The sequence below is a fragment of the Flavobacterium hungaricum genome (assembly GCF_015182285.1).
GTDB lineage: Bacteria > Bacteroidota > Bacteroidia > Flavobacteriales > Flavobacteriaceae > Flavobacterium > Flavobacterium hungaricum.
Genome location: NZ_PRDM01000006.1, coordinates 360,728 through 373,968 on the forward strand (window position 1 = coordinate 360,728; position 13,241 = coordinate 373,968).

18 protein-coding genes and 1 tRNA gene are annotated in these 13,241 nt (G+C 33.7%); 14 read left to right on the forward strand and 5 right to left on the reverse strand.

Annotated elements, in window-relative coordinates:
- Window positions 1-2: 2 nt before the first annotated feature.
- The 12 genes from C4F50_RS23655 (at window position 3) to C4F50_RS23710 (ending at window position 8,832) form a co-directional block, all read left to right on the forward strand.
- Window positions 3-1,064 carry a hypothetical protein gene (locus tag C4F50_RS23655; protein WP_194141100.1) on the forward strand — a complete coding sequence of 354 codons (1,062 nt, stop codon included), beginning with the start codon at window positions 3-5 and terminating at the stop codon, window positions 1,062-1,064.
- Between the two features lie 45 nt (window positions 1,065-1,109).
- Complete coding sequence (locus C4F50_RS23660) at window positions 1,110-1,706, forward strand: hypothetical protein (RefSeq protein ID WP_194141101.1); 597 nt, start codon at window positions 1,110-1,112, stop codon at window positions 1,704-1,706.
- Window positions 1,684-2,493, forward strand: a complete 810-nt coding sequence (locus C4F50_RS23665) for a hypothetical protein (protein WP_194141102.1) — start codon at window positions 1,684-1,686, stop codon at window positions 2,491-2,493. Before C4F50_RS23660 ends, C4F50_RS23665 begins: the two co-directional genes overlap by 23 nt.
- Window positions 2,494-2,511: 18 nt before the next feature.
- A complete protein-coding gene (locus C4F50_RS23670; protein WP_194141103.1) occupies window positions 2,512-3,831 on the forward strand; it encodes a hypothetical protein in 1,320 nt (439 codons plus the stop codon).
- 7 nt (window positions 3,832-3,838) lie between these two features.
- Complete coding sequence (locus tag C4F50_RS23675; RefSeq protein ID WP_194141104.1) at window positions 3,839-4,360, forward strand: DUF6712 family protein; 522 nt, start codon at window positions 3,839-3,841, stop codon at window positions 4,358-4,360.
- Window positions 4,357-5,499 (forward strand): hypothetical protein, encoded by a 1,143-nt coding sequence (locus tag C4F50_RS23680; RefSeq protein ID WP_194141105.1) that lies wholly within the window; start codon window positions 4,357-4,359, stop codon window positions 5,497-5,499. The genes C4F50_RS23675 and C4F50_RS23680 overlap by 4 nt, the downstream gene beginning before the upstream one ends.
- Before the next feature lie 2 nt (window positions 5,500-5,501).
- A complete protein-coding gene (locus C4F50_RS23685; RefSeq protein ID WP_194141106.1) occupies window positions 5,502-6,284 on the forward strand; it encodes a leucine-rich repeat protein in 783 nt (260 codons plus the stop codon).
- 31 nt (window positions 6,285-6,315) lie between these two features.
- Window positions 6,316-6,732 (forward strand): hypothetical protein, encoded by a 417-nt coding sequence (locus C4F50_RS23690; RefSeq protein ID WP_194141107.1) that lies wholly within the window; start codon window positions 6,316-6,318, stop codon window positions 6,730-6,732.
- Window positions 6,717-7,154 carry a hypothetical protein gene (locus tag C4F50_RS23695; RefSeq protein WP_194141108.1) on the forward strand — a complete coding sequence of 146 codons (438 nt, stop codon included), beginning with the start codon at window positions 6,717-6,719 and terminating at the stop codon, window positions 7,152-7,154. Before C4F50_RS23690 ends, C4F50_RS23695 begins: the two co-directional genes overlap by 16 nt.
- Window positions 7,155-7,232: 78 nt before the next feature.
- Window positions 7,233-7,733, forward strand: a complete 501-nt coding sequence (locus C4F50_RS23700; protein ID WP_194141109.1) for a phage holin family protein — start codon at window positions 7,233-7,235, stop codon at window positions 7,731-7,733.
- Between the two features lie 2 nt (window positions 7,734-7,735).
- Window positions 7,736-8,212 carry a M15 family metallopeptidase gene (locus C4F50_RS23705; RefSeq protein ID WP_194141110.1) on the forward strand — a complete coding sequence of 159 codons (477 nt, stop codon included), beginning with the start codon at window positions 7,736-7,738 and terminating at the stop codon, window positions 8,210-8,212.
- A gap of 2 nt (window positions 8,213-8,214) precedes the next feature.
- Window positions 8,215-8,832 (forward strand): hypothetical protein, encoded by a 618-nt coding sequence (locus C4F50_RS23710; RefSeq protein WP_194141111.1) that lies wholly within the window; start codon window positions 8,215-8,217, stop codon window positions 8,830-8,832.
- Between the two features lie 59 nt (window positions 8,833-8,891).
- On the opposite strand, the gene C4F50_RS23715 is transcribed toward C4F50_RS23710, so the two are convergent.
- The 3 genes from C4F50_RS23715 to C4F50_RS23725 form a co-directional block, all read right to left on the reverse strand.
- On the reverse strand, window positions 8,892-9,350 hold the full coding sequence (locus tag C4F50_RS23715; protein WP_194141112.1) for a hypothetical protein: 459 nt from the start codon (window positions 9,348-9,350) through the stop codon (window positions 8,892-8,894).
- A 63-nt stretch (window positions 9,351-9,413) separates the two neighbouring features.
- Window positions 9,414-10,643 carry a tyrosine-type recombinase/integrase gene (locus C4F50_RS23720; protein WP_194141113.1) on the reverse strand — a complete coding sequence of 410 codons (1,230 nt, stop codon included), beginning with the start codon at window positions 10,641-10,643 and terminating at the stop codon, window positions 9,414-9,416.
- 110 nt (window positions 10,644-10,753) lie between these two features.
- Window positions 10,754-10,827, reverse strand: a tRNA-Met gene (locus C4F50_RS23725).
- Window positions 10,828-10,978: 151 nt separating this feature from the next.
- Here C4F50_RS23725 and C4F50_RS23730 point away from each other — a divergent pair.
- Both C4F50_RS23730 and C4F50_RS23735 read left to right on the forward strand, forming a co-directional pair.
- Window positions 10,979-11,371 carry an START-like domain-containing protein gene (locus C4F50_RS23730; RefSeq protein ID WP_095952184.1) on the forward strand — a complete coding sequence of 131 codons (393 nt, stop codon included), beginning with the start codon at window positions 10,979-10,981 and terminating at the stop codon, window positions 11,369-11,371.
- A 54-nt stretch (window positions 11,372-11,425) separates the two neighbouring features.
- Complete coding sequence (locus C4F50_RS23735) at window positions 11,426-12,265, forward strand: aminotransferase class IV (protein WP_194141114.1); 840 nt, start codon at window positions 11,426-11,428, stop codon at window positions 12,263-12,265.
- On the opposite strand, the gene C4F50_RS23740 is transcribed toward C4F50_RS23735, so the two are convergent.
- Entirely contained in the window at window positions 12,262-12,822 is a 561-nt protein-coding gene (locus C4F50_RS23740; RefSeq protein WP_194141115.1) for a YqgE/AlgH family protein, read from the reverse strand. The genes C4F50_RS23735 and C4F50_RS23740 overlap by 4 nt on opposite strands.
- Before the next feature lie 128 nt (window positions 12,823-12,950).
- The gene (locus tag C4F50_RS23745) at window positions 12,951-13,223 is read right to left on the reverse strand and encodes an HU family DNA-binding protein (RefSeq protein ID WP_194141116.1); all 273 of its coding nucleotides are present in this window, start codon (window positions 13,221-13,223) and stop codon (window positions 12,951-12,953) included.
- Window positions 13,224-13,241 lie beyond the last annotated feature (18 nt).

Sequence of the window (13,241 nt, forward strand, 5' to 3'; positions counted from 1 at the left end):
AAATGGGATTAGTAGCCGATTTTACAGACTTAGCGACATCTGATATTTACATTCAGAGCTTAAAAGAAATTGTGAAAAATGATGTATTCCAACAAGATACGTCTGAATTCTTTACAATAGTTCCTGGTATTAAAGGAGGTAAGCAAGTTGCAGCAATGAAGAACTTTGAATATGTTACAGTTGCATCCCAAGGATGTGGCGGTACAGGTATTTCGCCAAAGTTTCCTGCGTTCTCGCAAAAATGGAATCCAAAGATGGCCGAAGTTAAAATTAAATATTGCTTCACCGAATTTGAAGATTCTTTTGTTCAATGGGGCCTTAACAATGGATATGCAAGAAAAGACCTTACAGGAACTGAGCTTGCTGTTTTTATTGAGGATTTAGTAACTAAAGCAATGAAAGCCGATTTACTTAGAATTGTATTGATGGGCGATAAAGATATTGCAGCTCAAGACATTCTTACGGATGAAGCTGGAAAAACAAAATTCTACGACATCATTGATAAAGGTTTGTTACCAACTTTACAGTATTTGAAAACATTACCTGAGTTTTCTGGAAGTTTTATTCCGTTAACAAAAAATACTGGAGCTATGACAGATCAGTTAAATCTTGATGCGACTTATGCTTTGGATTTATACGAATCATTGCTTGATGATGTTTACGATTTTGAGGGAGATACAATCTTAACTTCAAATAGATTGTTTAAAAATTATCAAAAATGGGTTAAGCGTGCTAATGGTTACGGCATTCAAAGCAATGTTGATTTAACTCAAAAAGGTATTACAGACCCAATGATCGATGGAGAATCTTTAACTCCGATTGTTCAATATGATCGTTGGAGAAGAAACGATTTCGTGACTGGAACTACTCCACATATTCATTTACCTCACTTTGCGTTGTTCACTAAAAAAGAGCATTTGCAAGTAGGAGTTGATGATGCTGCATCTTTAGAAGATATTACTCTTGAGTATATTGGAGGAGATGATGAGAGCTTCTACATTAAAGCAAACTACTTAGTTGACTTTAAAATGGTTAATCCATACGCATTTAGAGCAGCTATTTAATATTAATCAAAGGGAGTTTAAAGCTCCCTTTTTAAACTTATAATCATGGCAGAAAATTGCGACGAAAAATTAGCTGGTGCCTTTGCTGTAAAGTGTGGACACAGACCAAAACAAGGAGTTTCTAAAAAGTGGTACATCAATCACGATGATATCGATGTTGAGGCAACTCAAAAATCTCATAGAGGTACAGTTGTAACAGCTTTAGTGTTGAAAACAGGAGCTAAAATTTATCCAGCTGGAGGCAAAAAAGTAAGTTCTATCGAACATGCTTTGTCAATTAAAGACTTTAGTAACGGATATATTCATACTGACAGATTTACTGTCACTTACAAAGGAGAAGATGAGAGAGAGCGTGTTCAAGAGTTGGTTGACGGTGCAAGAGTGGTAACTCTTTCTAAAAAGATTGATACTGGAATTAGTGGAGAATTAAGTTATGAGATCGCTGGCCTTGAAAGTGGGATGGAGATCACAGAAGACAACTACAATTCTGCAGCGGATTCTGGAGTTACCAAAATTGCAGTTGCAACCAAAGAGGGCGAAGAAGAATCTACAGCAATTAAATTATTTAAAATGACTGGAGGTATTGAAGCGATTGAAACTTGGATTGAAACAAACGAGTATGTTGCGCCAGTCACTCCTTAGTGAAGAGCAAAAGGAAACATTAAAAGAAATAAGGGATGCAAATTATCAAACTTTAAGTGGAAACGATAAAAACGGCATCCCTTTTTTAAAGCATGTTTTCGAGCTTCACTTCAAAATATTTGGAGAGACTTGCTCCAGTTGTCCATCTAAAATAGGTGGCTACATTTCTAAATTAAAAAACTTTAATCCTGACAAAATGGAACTAGTAAAAGAAAAATCAAAATTTGAATTAAACGATGGTGTAATTATTCCTGTACCAGGTACATCTGATGTTTACAGCAAACATAACTTAACGGATGATGATGCTATTAGAATTTTAGCTAAAAATCCAAACAGAAGATCATTGTTTAGAGTTGTTCCGGAAAACTTAGAACAGTTGCTTGAAGAATATGTAGAAAACGATAACACAGATGAAGCTGGAAATTCTAAAAATAAATCAGATCAAGATTCTGAATCTGTAGTTATTGGAGAACATAAAGTAACTGTTGAGGAAGCTATCTCTTTATTAGGAAAATTAAATATCCAAAGTAAAGCAACAACAGTAACCGGAGTTTCTAAAAAAGTTAAAGAGTTAACTCCAGAACAGTTAAACGAATTAGTAGTTATCATAGAATTATCACTAAAGCCAAAAGTGAAAACTATCGATGAACTAAAAGAAGATTTCGATACAGCATCTTTGAAGTTTAAAGAATTAGAGGCTTCTGGAACTGATGAAGAAAAAGAAGCTGCATTTGAAGTTATGGAAGCAGCGCAAATCGCTTTAGAGGAAGCTGAACAAGGTCAATAATAAAGCAAAATAAAACTTATGAAGTCTAAAGTTGTAGAACAATACAAGCAAGAAAGAATTGAGATTTATAACAAAAGATTAGGGGTTATTTTCGATGGCGAAGATAACCTCAAATCGCTTATTGTAGAAAACTTGATTGATAATTCGCCTACAGCTTTTCAATGTGCTTGGTTGTATGAGAGCTTTTTAGGTGGCGGGGGCTTTGAAGTTGATATGTCAAACATCAATTTATCAGAAGATGAGTTCGATCCTCAGAATCCAAACGATTTATTGTTTGATATTTCAGAAGTTGTTTCAAGACATCAAGGTGTTTTCATTAATGTAGGCTACAATGCCAATTATGAAAAGGATAGTTTTAAAATTATTCCTTACACACTTTGCAAAGTTGGGAAAAAAGATAGTAACGATTTCAGCGGGAAGATTTTAGTTTCTCCTAAAGGATGGGGTAAGTCTTTGAAGAAAGAAGAAATAGACATTTTTGACGTCTACAACCCAAGACCAGATGTAATTCAAGCTCAAGTTGATGCAGCGGGAGGTTGGGAAAACTATAAAGGGCAAATTAAATTCTTCAAATTATCTAAAAAATATACTTATCCAAAAAGTTTAATTGAGAGAGCTTACACGTTTGCGGATACAGAAAGCCAATTAGGATTGTACTACAATGGAACTTCAAAACGAAGTTTCGAGGATGCTACTTTTATTAGACACAGAAAATTTGAAAGCAAACAGGATGAAGAAGCATTTGAGAAAAATGTAAAAGCTTTATCTGGATTTGAAAATTCAAGTTCCAAATTGCTTATTGAGGATGATTGGGATGATGAGCAAAACAAAAACGGAAACATTCGCTTTGATACAATTAAAAATGATGTTAAGGCTGAAAAGTATGCACATTTCGAAACTTCATCTGCAAACTACATTAGAAAAGCATTTAAGAACATTCCTCCGCAACTTGTCGATTATGTCGCTGGAAAACTTGGAAATACTTCTGGAGAAGATTTAATAAAAGCGCAGTCAATTTATAATTCTTTAATCTCAAAAGATCAAGAAAAATTGGAAATGCTTTTTAAAGAACTTTTTAGAAACTACAAATACGACATCAATCCAACTAATAACTGGACCATTAAGCAATATTCTTTGTTGGACGATGGTACAGTTAATTATGATGAAGAAACGGATCCTGTTCCGTCAAGTGACAAGGTAAATGGAGTTATGAATGTTCAAAAAACAGTTTTATCAAAACAAATCACATTCACGCAGGGAGTTGCTTTACTTCATCATGTTTTTGGATATCCTATTGAGACATCAAAATTGCTTTTAAGTACTGTAATTCAAGAATAATACAATTATGGCCATACTATTAATTACAAAAGATATAGTTGCAGCAAAATTACAAGTTGCAATTGGTTACGATTCAAGAGAATTTGAAACTTTTATAAACGAAGCTCAAGAGTTCGATTTTAAACCAAAGGTTCAAGAAGATTTTTATTTTGATCTGCTTTCAAAGAAAGATGAGCCAGCATGGAAGAAACTTATTGACGGTGGCGAATATCCTTTTAATGGCAGAACTTACAGTTTTCAAGGCATTTCAACTGTTCTTTCGTACTTCTGTTATGCAAGATTTAAAATGAGCTCTGGGGAAGTCTCAACCTCTCATGGATTTGTTGTTAAAGCAACGCCAAACTCAACGCCGATCACAGATGATAATAAGAAAAACGCTTGGTATAAAAAACGCGAAGAGGCTAATTTAATGATGATTGATGTTGTAAAATTCATTGAAAGAAATATAGCAGATTATCCAAGTTGGAATGATTCAAACAGCTGCATGCCAAGTTATAAATATGCTTCAAAAACCAAAGTGATACAATGATAATTATTTTAAATATAAGTGCTGAGAAATTTTCCTTAAACGGAATACCATACTTCAAAAACTTTATGCCGCATGTTGTGTCTGGGAAATTGAAGATTGTAAACGTTTATGATACTTCTTTCGAACTTTCCGGATTAGACATTTTTTCAAATTATTCTGTTGATGGAGTAGTTTTTAGCAGTCTGGCAGCATTGCAAAATGCGCTATTACCAGTTATTTATACAAGGAATAGTTTAAATTTCGAATCTGATCTTCCATATTACAACCAGATCACAAAAGAAAACGGAATTACAAATGCTGGATTAAAAAAAACATTTTTGGCTGGTTGGGAATGGTTGATTAATAACGTCCAGTACATTAATACAGGTGATATTGAAATAACATTTCCTTTAGCTTCAACAGGAAAACAACGTTTAGATAGAGTCGTTGCTACCAACTTAAATACATTTATTAGAATACCTGGCGCTGAAAGTATTTCCAGTCCAACAGCTGACCCTAGACCTGACAACACAATTGATGCAACTTTTGTTTTGGTAACAGATTCTGAAGTTAATGAACCAACACCACCTGTAATTGGAGATGGTAAAGAAGATAAAGTAAATAAAAACCAGCCAAATGGTTATGCTGGTTTGGATTCGTTTGGAAAAATAAATTTTAGTCAAATTCCAAATTTAACTACAGATAATATTTCCGAGGGCGTTGTAAATAAATATTCAACATTGTCTTTGGTAATGTCATATGTTTTAACTGGTGTTTCATTTACTGTGGGTACAGCTATAACCGCAACGGATACTGTTCTCTCTGCTTTTGGAAAATTGCAAAAACAGATTAATGATTTGATTACGGGAAAACAAGTTATCGATGAGCAAATTGAAATTATTGGAAATAGTAATGTTTTAAACGCTTGGAGCGGAAAAACAGTTTTATTTACCGCTAACTGCACTATTACCGTTCCAGCAACTTTAAATAATCAGTTGAATTTTCCTTTTATCGTTTACCCAGGCGTAACAGTTACTTGGTCAATTACAAGTCCGTTTAGTTGGGTTGCGCCGCCAACTCCTACAGTTGCTACAGCCGATTTGGTTTTTGGAATGTTTGTCAGAAAATTAAATTCTAACACGGTAAGTGTAAATGTCTAAGTATGGGAGTTACAAGTAAAAAGTATTATTTCGGAAAAGTAAAAGCAATTGCGAATACTTTTATTGGAGGAGTGTCTGCAACATTAAATACGCCAGCATTAGTAGCGGCAAAATTGGGTATTGCAGCTTATAGAATAAAAGTTTTCTCTATAGTAGGCAGTGATATACAGTTTGCAATAACTGGAGGTTCTTATGTAATTCCTGTTAACGCGTTCAATGGTAATACTGCGATAACCTATTATTATGATACGGATTATTTAATAACCGGTATCGGAAATAATGCTTTTTTCGGCACTACTAATTTAGCTGCTATCTCAGAATTAAGGAACTGTATAACTTTAGGGATCGCGTCTTTTCTTGGAAGTAGTAAAATAACCACTATAGTCACTCCTAAAGTAACAACTATTGGAGAGGCTTGTTTTAGAAGTTGCAGCAAAATTGTTGAGTTCAATTTTCCTGAATTAGTGACTTGTAATTCAGCTTCCGCAACAGGGAATACTGGAACTTTTGAAAATTGCACTTCATTACAAAGAATTTATATGCCGAAATGCAAAACGGTTACCGGGTACAGGCTAATGCAAAACTGTTCAAGCTTGTTAGAATTCTATGCGCCTCAATTGACTCAACTTGGTATTACATTAAACAACGATGCTAATTTTAATACGATAAAAACAGGATGTACAATAACTGTTCCAGTGGCTTTGCAGACAATTAACTCAGGAAGTCCAGACGGTGACCTTGTCTATGCATCTGGAACCCGAGGAGCAACAATAATATACGTTTAAATAATTTTAAAATCATTAAATACCATATCAAATGATAAAGTCAACTGAAAAAGGCATGTACGGCGATGGTCGTACGGGCTTTAAATATTCTAAAATTTTCACAAAAGTTGTGAGTTTCAAGTCATATCCGTATGGACGTGTTTATCAGTTAGAAAACTATTTGATAGATGATAACGACGCGATGACTCTGTACGGAACGCAGTTTGAAAAAACTTTGTCAAATGCAGATGTTAAGGCTTTGGATATGTATGTGGAAAGTCTGGGGCTATCTTTTACCAAAGAAGAAAACGGGCATATTGTAGAGTTAACACATAATGAAAGAGAGTGGGCGAAAATACCACATGGCTTACTGCATTTTGTCAAAAATGATTTTCTAACAGATGAAGATGGAAATTCGACTGATAAAACTGTTTTTTGGTTAAAGCCTGAAAAATGGGTACTATCATGAAAGAACTTTGGAAATTAATTAAAGAACCTTGGAAATTAATTAAAGAAATTTTTATACTGATTTTTGGAGGTATAATTTTTATTGTGTTCGCTATTATCGGTATTCTGTACACTTTTGTTAAACATATTTTAAAGGGAGATTATTCTTTTTCTAAACAATTAATTCCGATAGTCAGAAGTGTTACGCTTGCTTTGGATGGTATTGCATGTGCTGGAGCGGGGGAACTTTTAAATGATGTTTTGAGAGTTAAAGGCAGGATTAAATACGGAAAATGGTATCAAACTATTTCAGCAATTACTGGCTTGGTTCACATTTACGAAAAAGATACTTGGTTTCGTAGATTCTTAGATAAGATACTTGGTAAAAATCATTGTGATGAAGCAATAACCGATCAAGATCGATTTTATTATAAACAAAATTAAAACCTACTATTATGATGAACTCTACTTAGTCGAATTAAAATGAGTGTGTATAAATTAATAATTTCAACTATGAAAAAAATGGAACATAGTTTTTACGAGTTACTTTCCAAGTACGGAAATGAGATAAAAGGAGTGATTTACGGAGCGTTTTTGTTTTTGAACATAAATACCGAAGTCGTGAATATACTTTTGATTTTAATGTTGATTGATACGTTTTTTGGTATTGGTAAATCGTTTAGATTAAAAGTAAAAATTACAATGGCTAGGCTGTTAGAGGGAATAATGTCAAAAACAATGTGTTTATTTATTCCAATGGTTGTTGCATTAGCTGCTAAAGGTTTGGGGTATGACATGAAAGCTTTGCCTGATGCTATTTTGAAAGTTCTAGTAGTTGCAGAAGCAATCTCGATCATAACTTCTTTTTATGTAATGCGGACCGGAAAAGAACCAAAAGATGTTGATATAGTAACCATGTTACTGAATTCAATTCGAAAAGGACTTATGAGCATTGTTCATGCCTTTTTAAAGAAAGTGGAAGAGCCTCTTCCAGTAGAAAACAATAACGATAACAAAATATAATCATGGATAAAGTTACAGCACAAAGAATTGATGAGTTGCATCCAAGTGTACGAGACGAAGTTACAATTATTATAAATGAATGTAATGAAGTTTTAACTGGCCGTGCGCAAGTTAGAATTACACAAGGTTTGAGAACTTTTGTTGAGCAGGATGCTCTTTACGCTCAAGGTAGAACAAAACCAGGTAAAATTGTTACCAATGCAAAAGGCGGTCAGTCGATCCATAATTATGCGTTTGCGGTCGATATTGCTTTAATAATTGACCAGAAAACGGCATCTTGGGATGTGAAAGCTGATTGGGATGGAGATAAAAAAGCTGATTGGATGGAATGTGTAGAAGTTTTCAAAAAACACGGCTGGAATTGGGGAGGAGATTGGAAAACTTTTAAAGATATGCCGCACTTCGAAAAGAAAGGTTTTGGAGATTGGAGAGTTCTTCAAAATAAAAAGCGTGATAAAAACAACTATATAATACTTTAAATATGCAAGTATCTGCAATTGTTCAAAACTTAAAAATACTTTGGTTAATCTTGGTCGCTTGTGTCGCGGTTTGGTTTTTTAAAGATTATCAACATCAAAAAGAAGAAAATATCCGGCAATCTGAAAACATAAGCCAGCTGAGAAAGTCAGATAGTTTAAGGTTTACCAGTCAGGTTTTAACTCCAGATGAAATAAAAGAATATCTGCAGTATGGTAATTCTGATTTAAAAAATAAATTAGAAGCGTCTGGAGTAAAGTTGAACAGAATTGAAAGTATTGTTTCGAACGCATTCAAATTCCGTGACACTACAAAAAAAGAAACTGATGTTACTGGTTTGGTCGATGCAATAAAAAATAGTATTCCAAAACAGCAAACATGGTCCGATTCAGTTAATTGCTTAATTACAAGCGGTGTTGTTTCTTTTGATGGACAAAAAATAAAAGTAGTTGTGCAAGATCGCCAATTTGAAAATAAGTCTGATGCTGTTGCTTATTGGGAGCGCCACCAATGGAAATTTTTAGGAATAAAGACCAGGTTATTTGGTAAAAAAGTATTTACTGTAAAAACTTTCGATCAATGTGGAGAAAGTCAGATAATGAAGATAGAGAAAAAGAAATAGTTTTATTTGTATTTGGTTTGGTTAGTTTGGAAAGCAGCTCAGTAAATGAGCTGCTTTTTTTATCCAACAAATTGGATTCCAAAAATATCACCGGTATTTAATTCGTCAGGTTGAAAACTTGGTACTGATTTATATTTTAATGTTCCTGTAACTCTCGGCGATCCATTGCGTATGCTTTCAAATATTTGCCTTAAGTCTTCTTCAGTATACTCAACATTTACAACAGTTTCTTTTCCATATTTTTTATAACTCTTAGTTCCAGGATAAAACTCTAAAATTAAAGTTGGATTCATACCGGCTTCTTGAAATAAAGTTGCTAAAGACCATCTTATTCCTGCCTGTAATTTGTCTGAAACATAATTCTCAATTGCAGCAATGTTATTTTTGAAATGCTTAAGTTTTATTTGATCTTCATCAGATAAAAACTCTTTCGCTTCTAAATCTTTTACTAAAGACTCATACATTGGGTATAAAGTATAAATACCTTTTTCTTCTAGTGATGTAACTTCAAATGACATAATTTATATTTTTAAGATTAGCTGTAATTATATAAATTTAATTTAAAATACAATCAGGTATTTTTACGCAAATTTGTTTTGTAAAGTTCGCAATCTTTCGTTTTGGCGATCTTGTTCGCCAACTGCGTAGTGTTTTTGAATCATTGCAGTTGAAGTGTGTGATGCCATTTTGGCTGCATCGGCCATTGAAAGAAGCGATGTCGTTTCGTCTAAGTTTAAGTGTTTTAATGCGTAAAAATCGGCTGTTATATTTAATTTGTCTTTTACATGTGTTTTCCAACGACGGTTAATTTGTTCGCGTCTTATTTTATCTGGACCAGGTTTCAATCCTACTGAGAAAACAAAATCGCCTTTCTTTGCTCCATGCAAAGATTTTGTCCAACAATCTAGAGCAACATCTTTTATAATTCTATCAGTCCATTTATATTGAGCGCCTTTTTTAATAAGTACTCTGTATTTTTGTTCGTTTAGAAAAACATCTTCAGCTCTCAAATTTAAAAGTTCTGTTATCCTGCCTCCTGAATGAAAGAATAAAATTGTAAATCTCCAGAAGTCTGGAAAGTTTTCTTTTAAATAAGTGTTGACTTTCTTTCGGTCTTGATATGAAAGAATTTCACGGATTTTAGTTTCATGATTTCTTTTTTTGATCTGTAAAACCACATCGCTTTCTATCGCTTCATATTCGATAAGTTCTTTAAATAATGTAGAGAGATAACCACGATACTTATTAAACTTATGAGCTGAGAAAGTTGTCTCGGTTTCTTCCAGATGATCTAAAGTGAATCTAATGTGTTTTCTTTTTACTTCGCTAATTTTTAATTCATCAAATCTTAATTGTTCTGCAGCGGGTTTAAATTTGCCAAGCATATATTTTATGTCATTATAAGTGCTTTCGGCAACTTTAATACTTTTATGAGCTAAATCCAATGCAATTAGAAAAGGTGTTTCAGGACAAATCTCGGTTAGCGATCGATCTTCTGGAACTGGTTCCGGCTTTTCCTCAATCATGTATTTTCTGGTAATTGGATTGTAGCCTTTTTGTTCGAGTAGTTTTGGAATTTCTTCCAACCAAGTTTCAATTACTGCTTTACGTTCTTCCAGCGTTTTGAAACGATTTGCTTTTTTTCTAAATGGAAAGCCTTTTGGGTACTTTTCTTTGAAAAGAGGGTCATAAAATTTACATTCAACACGCCAGTCAAGCTGTAAAGACTTCTGTGATGTTAATGTTTTCCAGTTTTTTGGATGCACCCATATTTCAGAATAGGAGCAATTAAATGATAGATTTTTTGCCATTTTGTAATTACTTAGGGTTGTCGAAAGGGTTGTCGATTAACTGTAATTACTAGCCGTAAGAGTTTTAAAAAAAGTCCGAAACCCCTTTTGGGAGTGGGTTTCGGAACTTGTAGCGAGGACGGGAGTTGAACCCGTGACCTCAGGGTTATGAATCCTGCGCTCTAACCAACTGAGCTACCTCGCCAAGACTGCTATCATGAATTCCTGATTGCGGGTGCAAAGATAGAAATAATATTAAAGCTCGCAAGCATAAAATGAAGAAAAAAAAATATTTTTAAATATGCTTTGTTTTTGGACATATATTCTTATATTTCCAAAAAAATTAAAAGTAGCACATGGATTCAAAAATACGTTACGAAATCGAGTTTCCGATCAATTCTTCGCCGCAATTATTGTATCAATATATATCAACTCCATCAGGTTTGTCTGAATGGTTCGCAGATAATGTAAATTCAAGAGGAGAGTTTTTTACTTTCATCTGGAATGACTCTCAGGAAAAAGCACGTTTGGCTTCAAAAAAAACAGGAGAAAAAGTAAAATTCAAATGGGTAGACGACAGCAGTAAAGACACTGAATACTTTTTTGAACTGCATATTTTAGTGGACGAACTAACAAAAGACGTATCGCTTATGGTGGTAGATTTTGCTGATAAAGAAGAAATAGGAGAGGCTAAACAGTTGTGGGAGAATCAGATCTCAGATCTTAAACATCTTATAGGATCTGTTTAGTAAAAGTCTATTTTATGCCTTATATTTGCCCTGAACAAAATTCAGGGTTTTTTTATGATTAATTTTAACGGAAACACAGCACAGCAGGACAATAATGTATTAACTCAAAATCGTGCTTTCTTATATGGTGACGGTGTCTTTGAAACTGTAAAAATAATAAACGGAAAAATCTTGTTTCTTGAAGATCATTATTTTAGACTCATGGCTTCTATGCGTGTAGTGCGTATGCAGATTCCGATGAATTTTACAATGGAGTTTCTTGAAGAAGAGATTCTTAAATTGGTCACCGAACAAGGTATTGCATCTTCTGCAAGAGCTAGAATAACTGTTTTTAGAAATGACGGCGGTTTGTATCTGCCTCAGACCAATGAAATTTCGTATTTGATCAATGCGATGCCGCTCGAAAATAAGTCTTATGCTTTAAATACTGGCGAGTACGAAGTTGATTTGTATAAAGACTTTTATGTAACAAAACAATTATTATCGTCTATTAAAACGACTAATAAGATGATTAATGTTACAGCAAGTATTTTTGCCCATGAAAACGCCCTTGCAAATTGTATTTTACTTAATGACAGTAAAAATGTAATTGAAGGGATTCAAGGAAACATCTTTATGGTTACAGGTAAAAAACTAGTTACTCCTCCAGTCTCTGAAGGATGCCTTAACGGAGTTATGCGTAAACAGATATTGGCTTTGGCAAAGAAAATAGAAGGCATAGAAATATGCGAAGAAATAATTTCGCCGTTTGATCTTCAAAAAGCAGACGAATTATTTCTTACCAATGTAATCATGGGGATACAGCCGATAACCAAATATCGAAAAAAAGAATTTACAAATAATCTGGCTCATTTATTATTGCAGAAACTAAATGAATCCATTTCTGAAAATTAATTCAGATATGGATTTTCAGGTGCATTTGACCAAATAAGATAATCGCCGCCAAGCTCAATAATCTGTTCTTTCCAGAAATGAGTGGTCGATTTTCCGATAATTTTGTTTTTGTAATTATTATCAGCAATTATCCAAGAGTTGCCCTGCATTTCACTTTCCAGCTGATTTTCGTCCCAGCCCGTATAACCTAAGAAAAAACGAATATTATTCTTGCTGATAGATCCGTCGTTTATTAAATCTTTGGTAGACTCAAAATCACCGCCCCAATAAATTCCGTTCGAAATCTCGACACTATTCGGGATTAAGTCAGGAATATTGTGAATGAAATAAAGGTTGTCCTGCTCGACAGGACCTCCGTTATATATCTTAAAGTTGGCATCAATTTCTGGTATTAGATCATTAATAGTGTATTTTAAAGGCTTATTAATGATAAAACCAATTGATCCTTCTTTGTTATGGTCTGCTAATAAAATTACCGATCTGTTAAAAGATAAATCTCCAATTATTGAAGGCTCGGCAATAAGCAGGTGTCCTTTTTTTAATTTTTCTGAAATCATACGGCTACAATTTTTATTAAATTTAATCATAAAATTTTTAAAATCACAAAAAAAATCGTTAAACCGCATAAAAAAACCCTCCACAAGGAGGGTTTTAATTATATTATTAGTTTAGAGAACTTTCTTACTTAGTTCACTGCACCTTCTAATTCAGCTCCAGCTTTAAATTTCACAACGTTTTTAGCTGCAATTTTAATCGTTTTTCCTGTTTGTGGGTTTCTTCCGTCTCTAGCTGCTCTAGATGATACTGACCATGATCCAAAACCTACTAAAGAAACTCTTCCTCCTTTTTTCAAAGTAGCTCCTACGTTCCCTAAAAATGACTCTAAAGCTAATTTTGCCGCAGCTTTTGTAATTCCTGCATCAGCAGCGATAGCATCGATTAATTCTGATTTGTTCATAATAATTAGTTATTAATT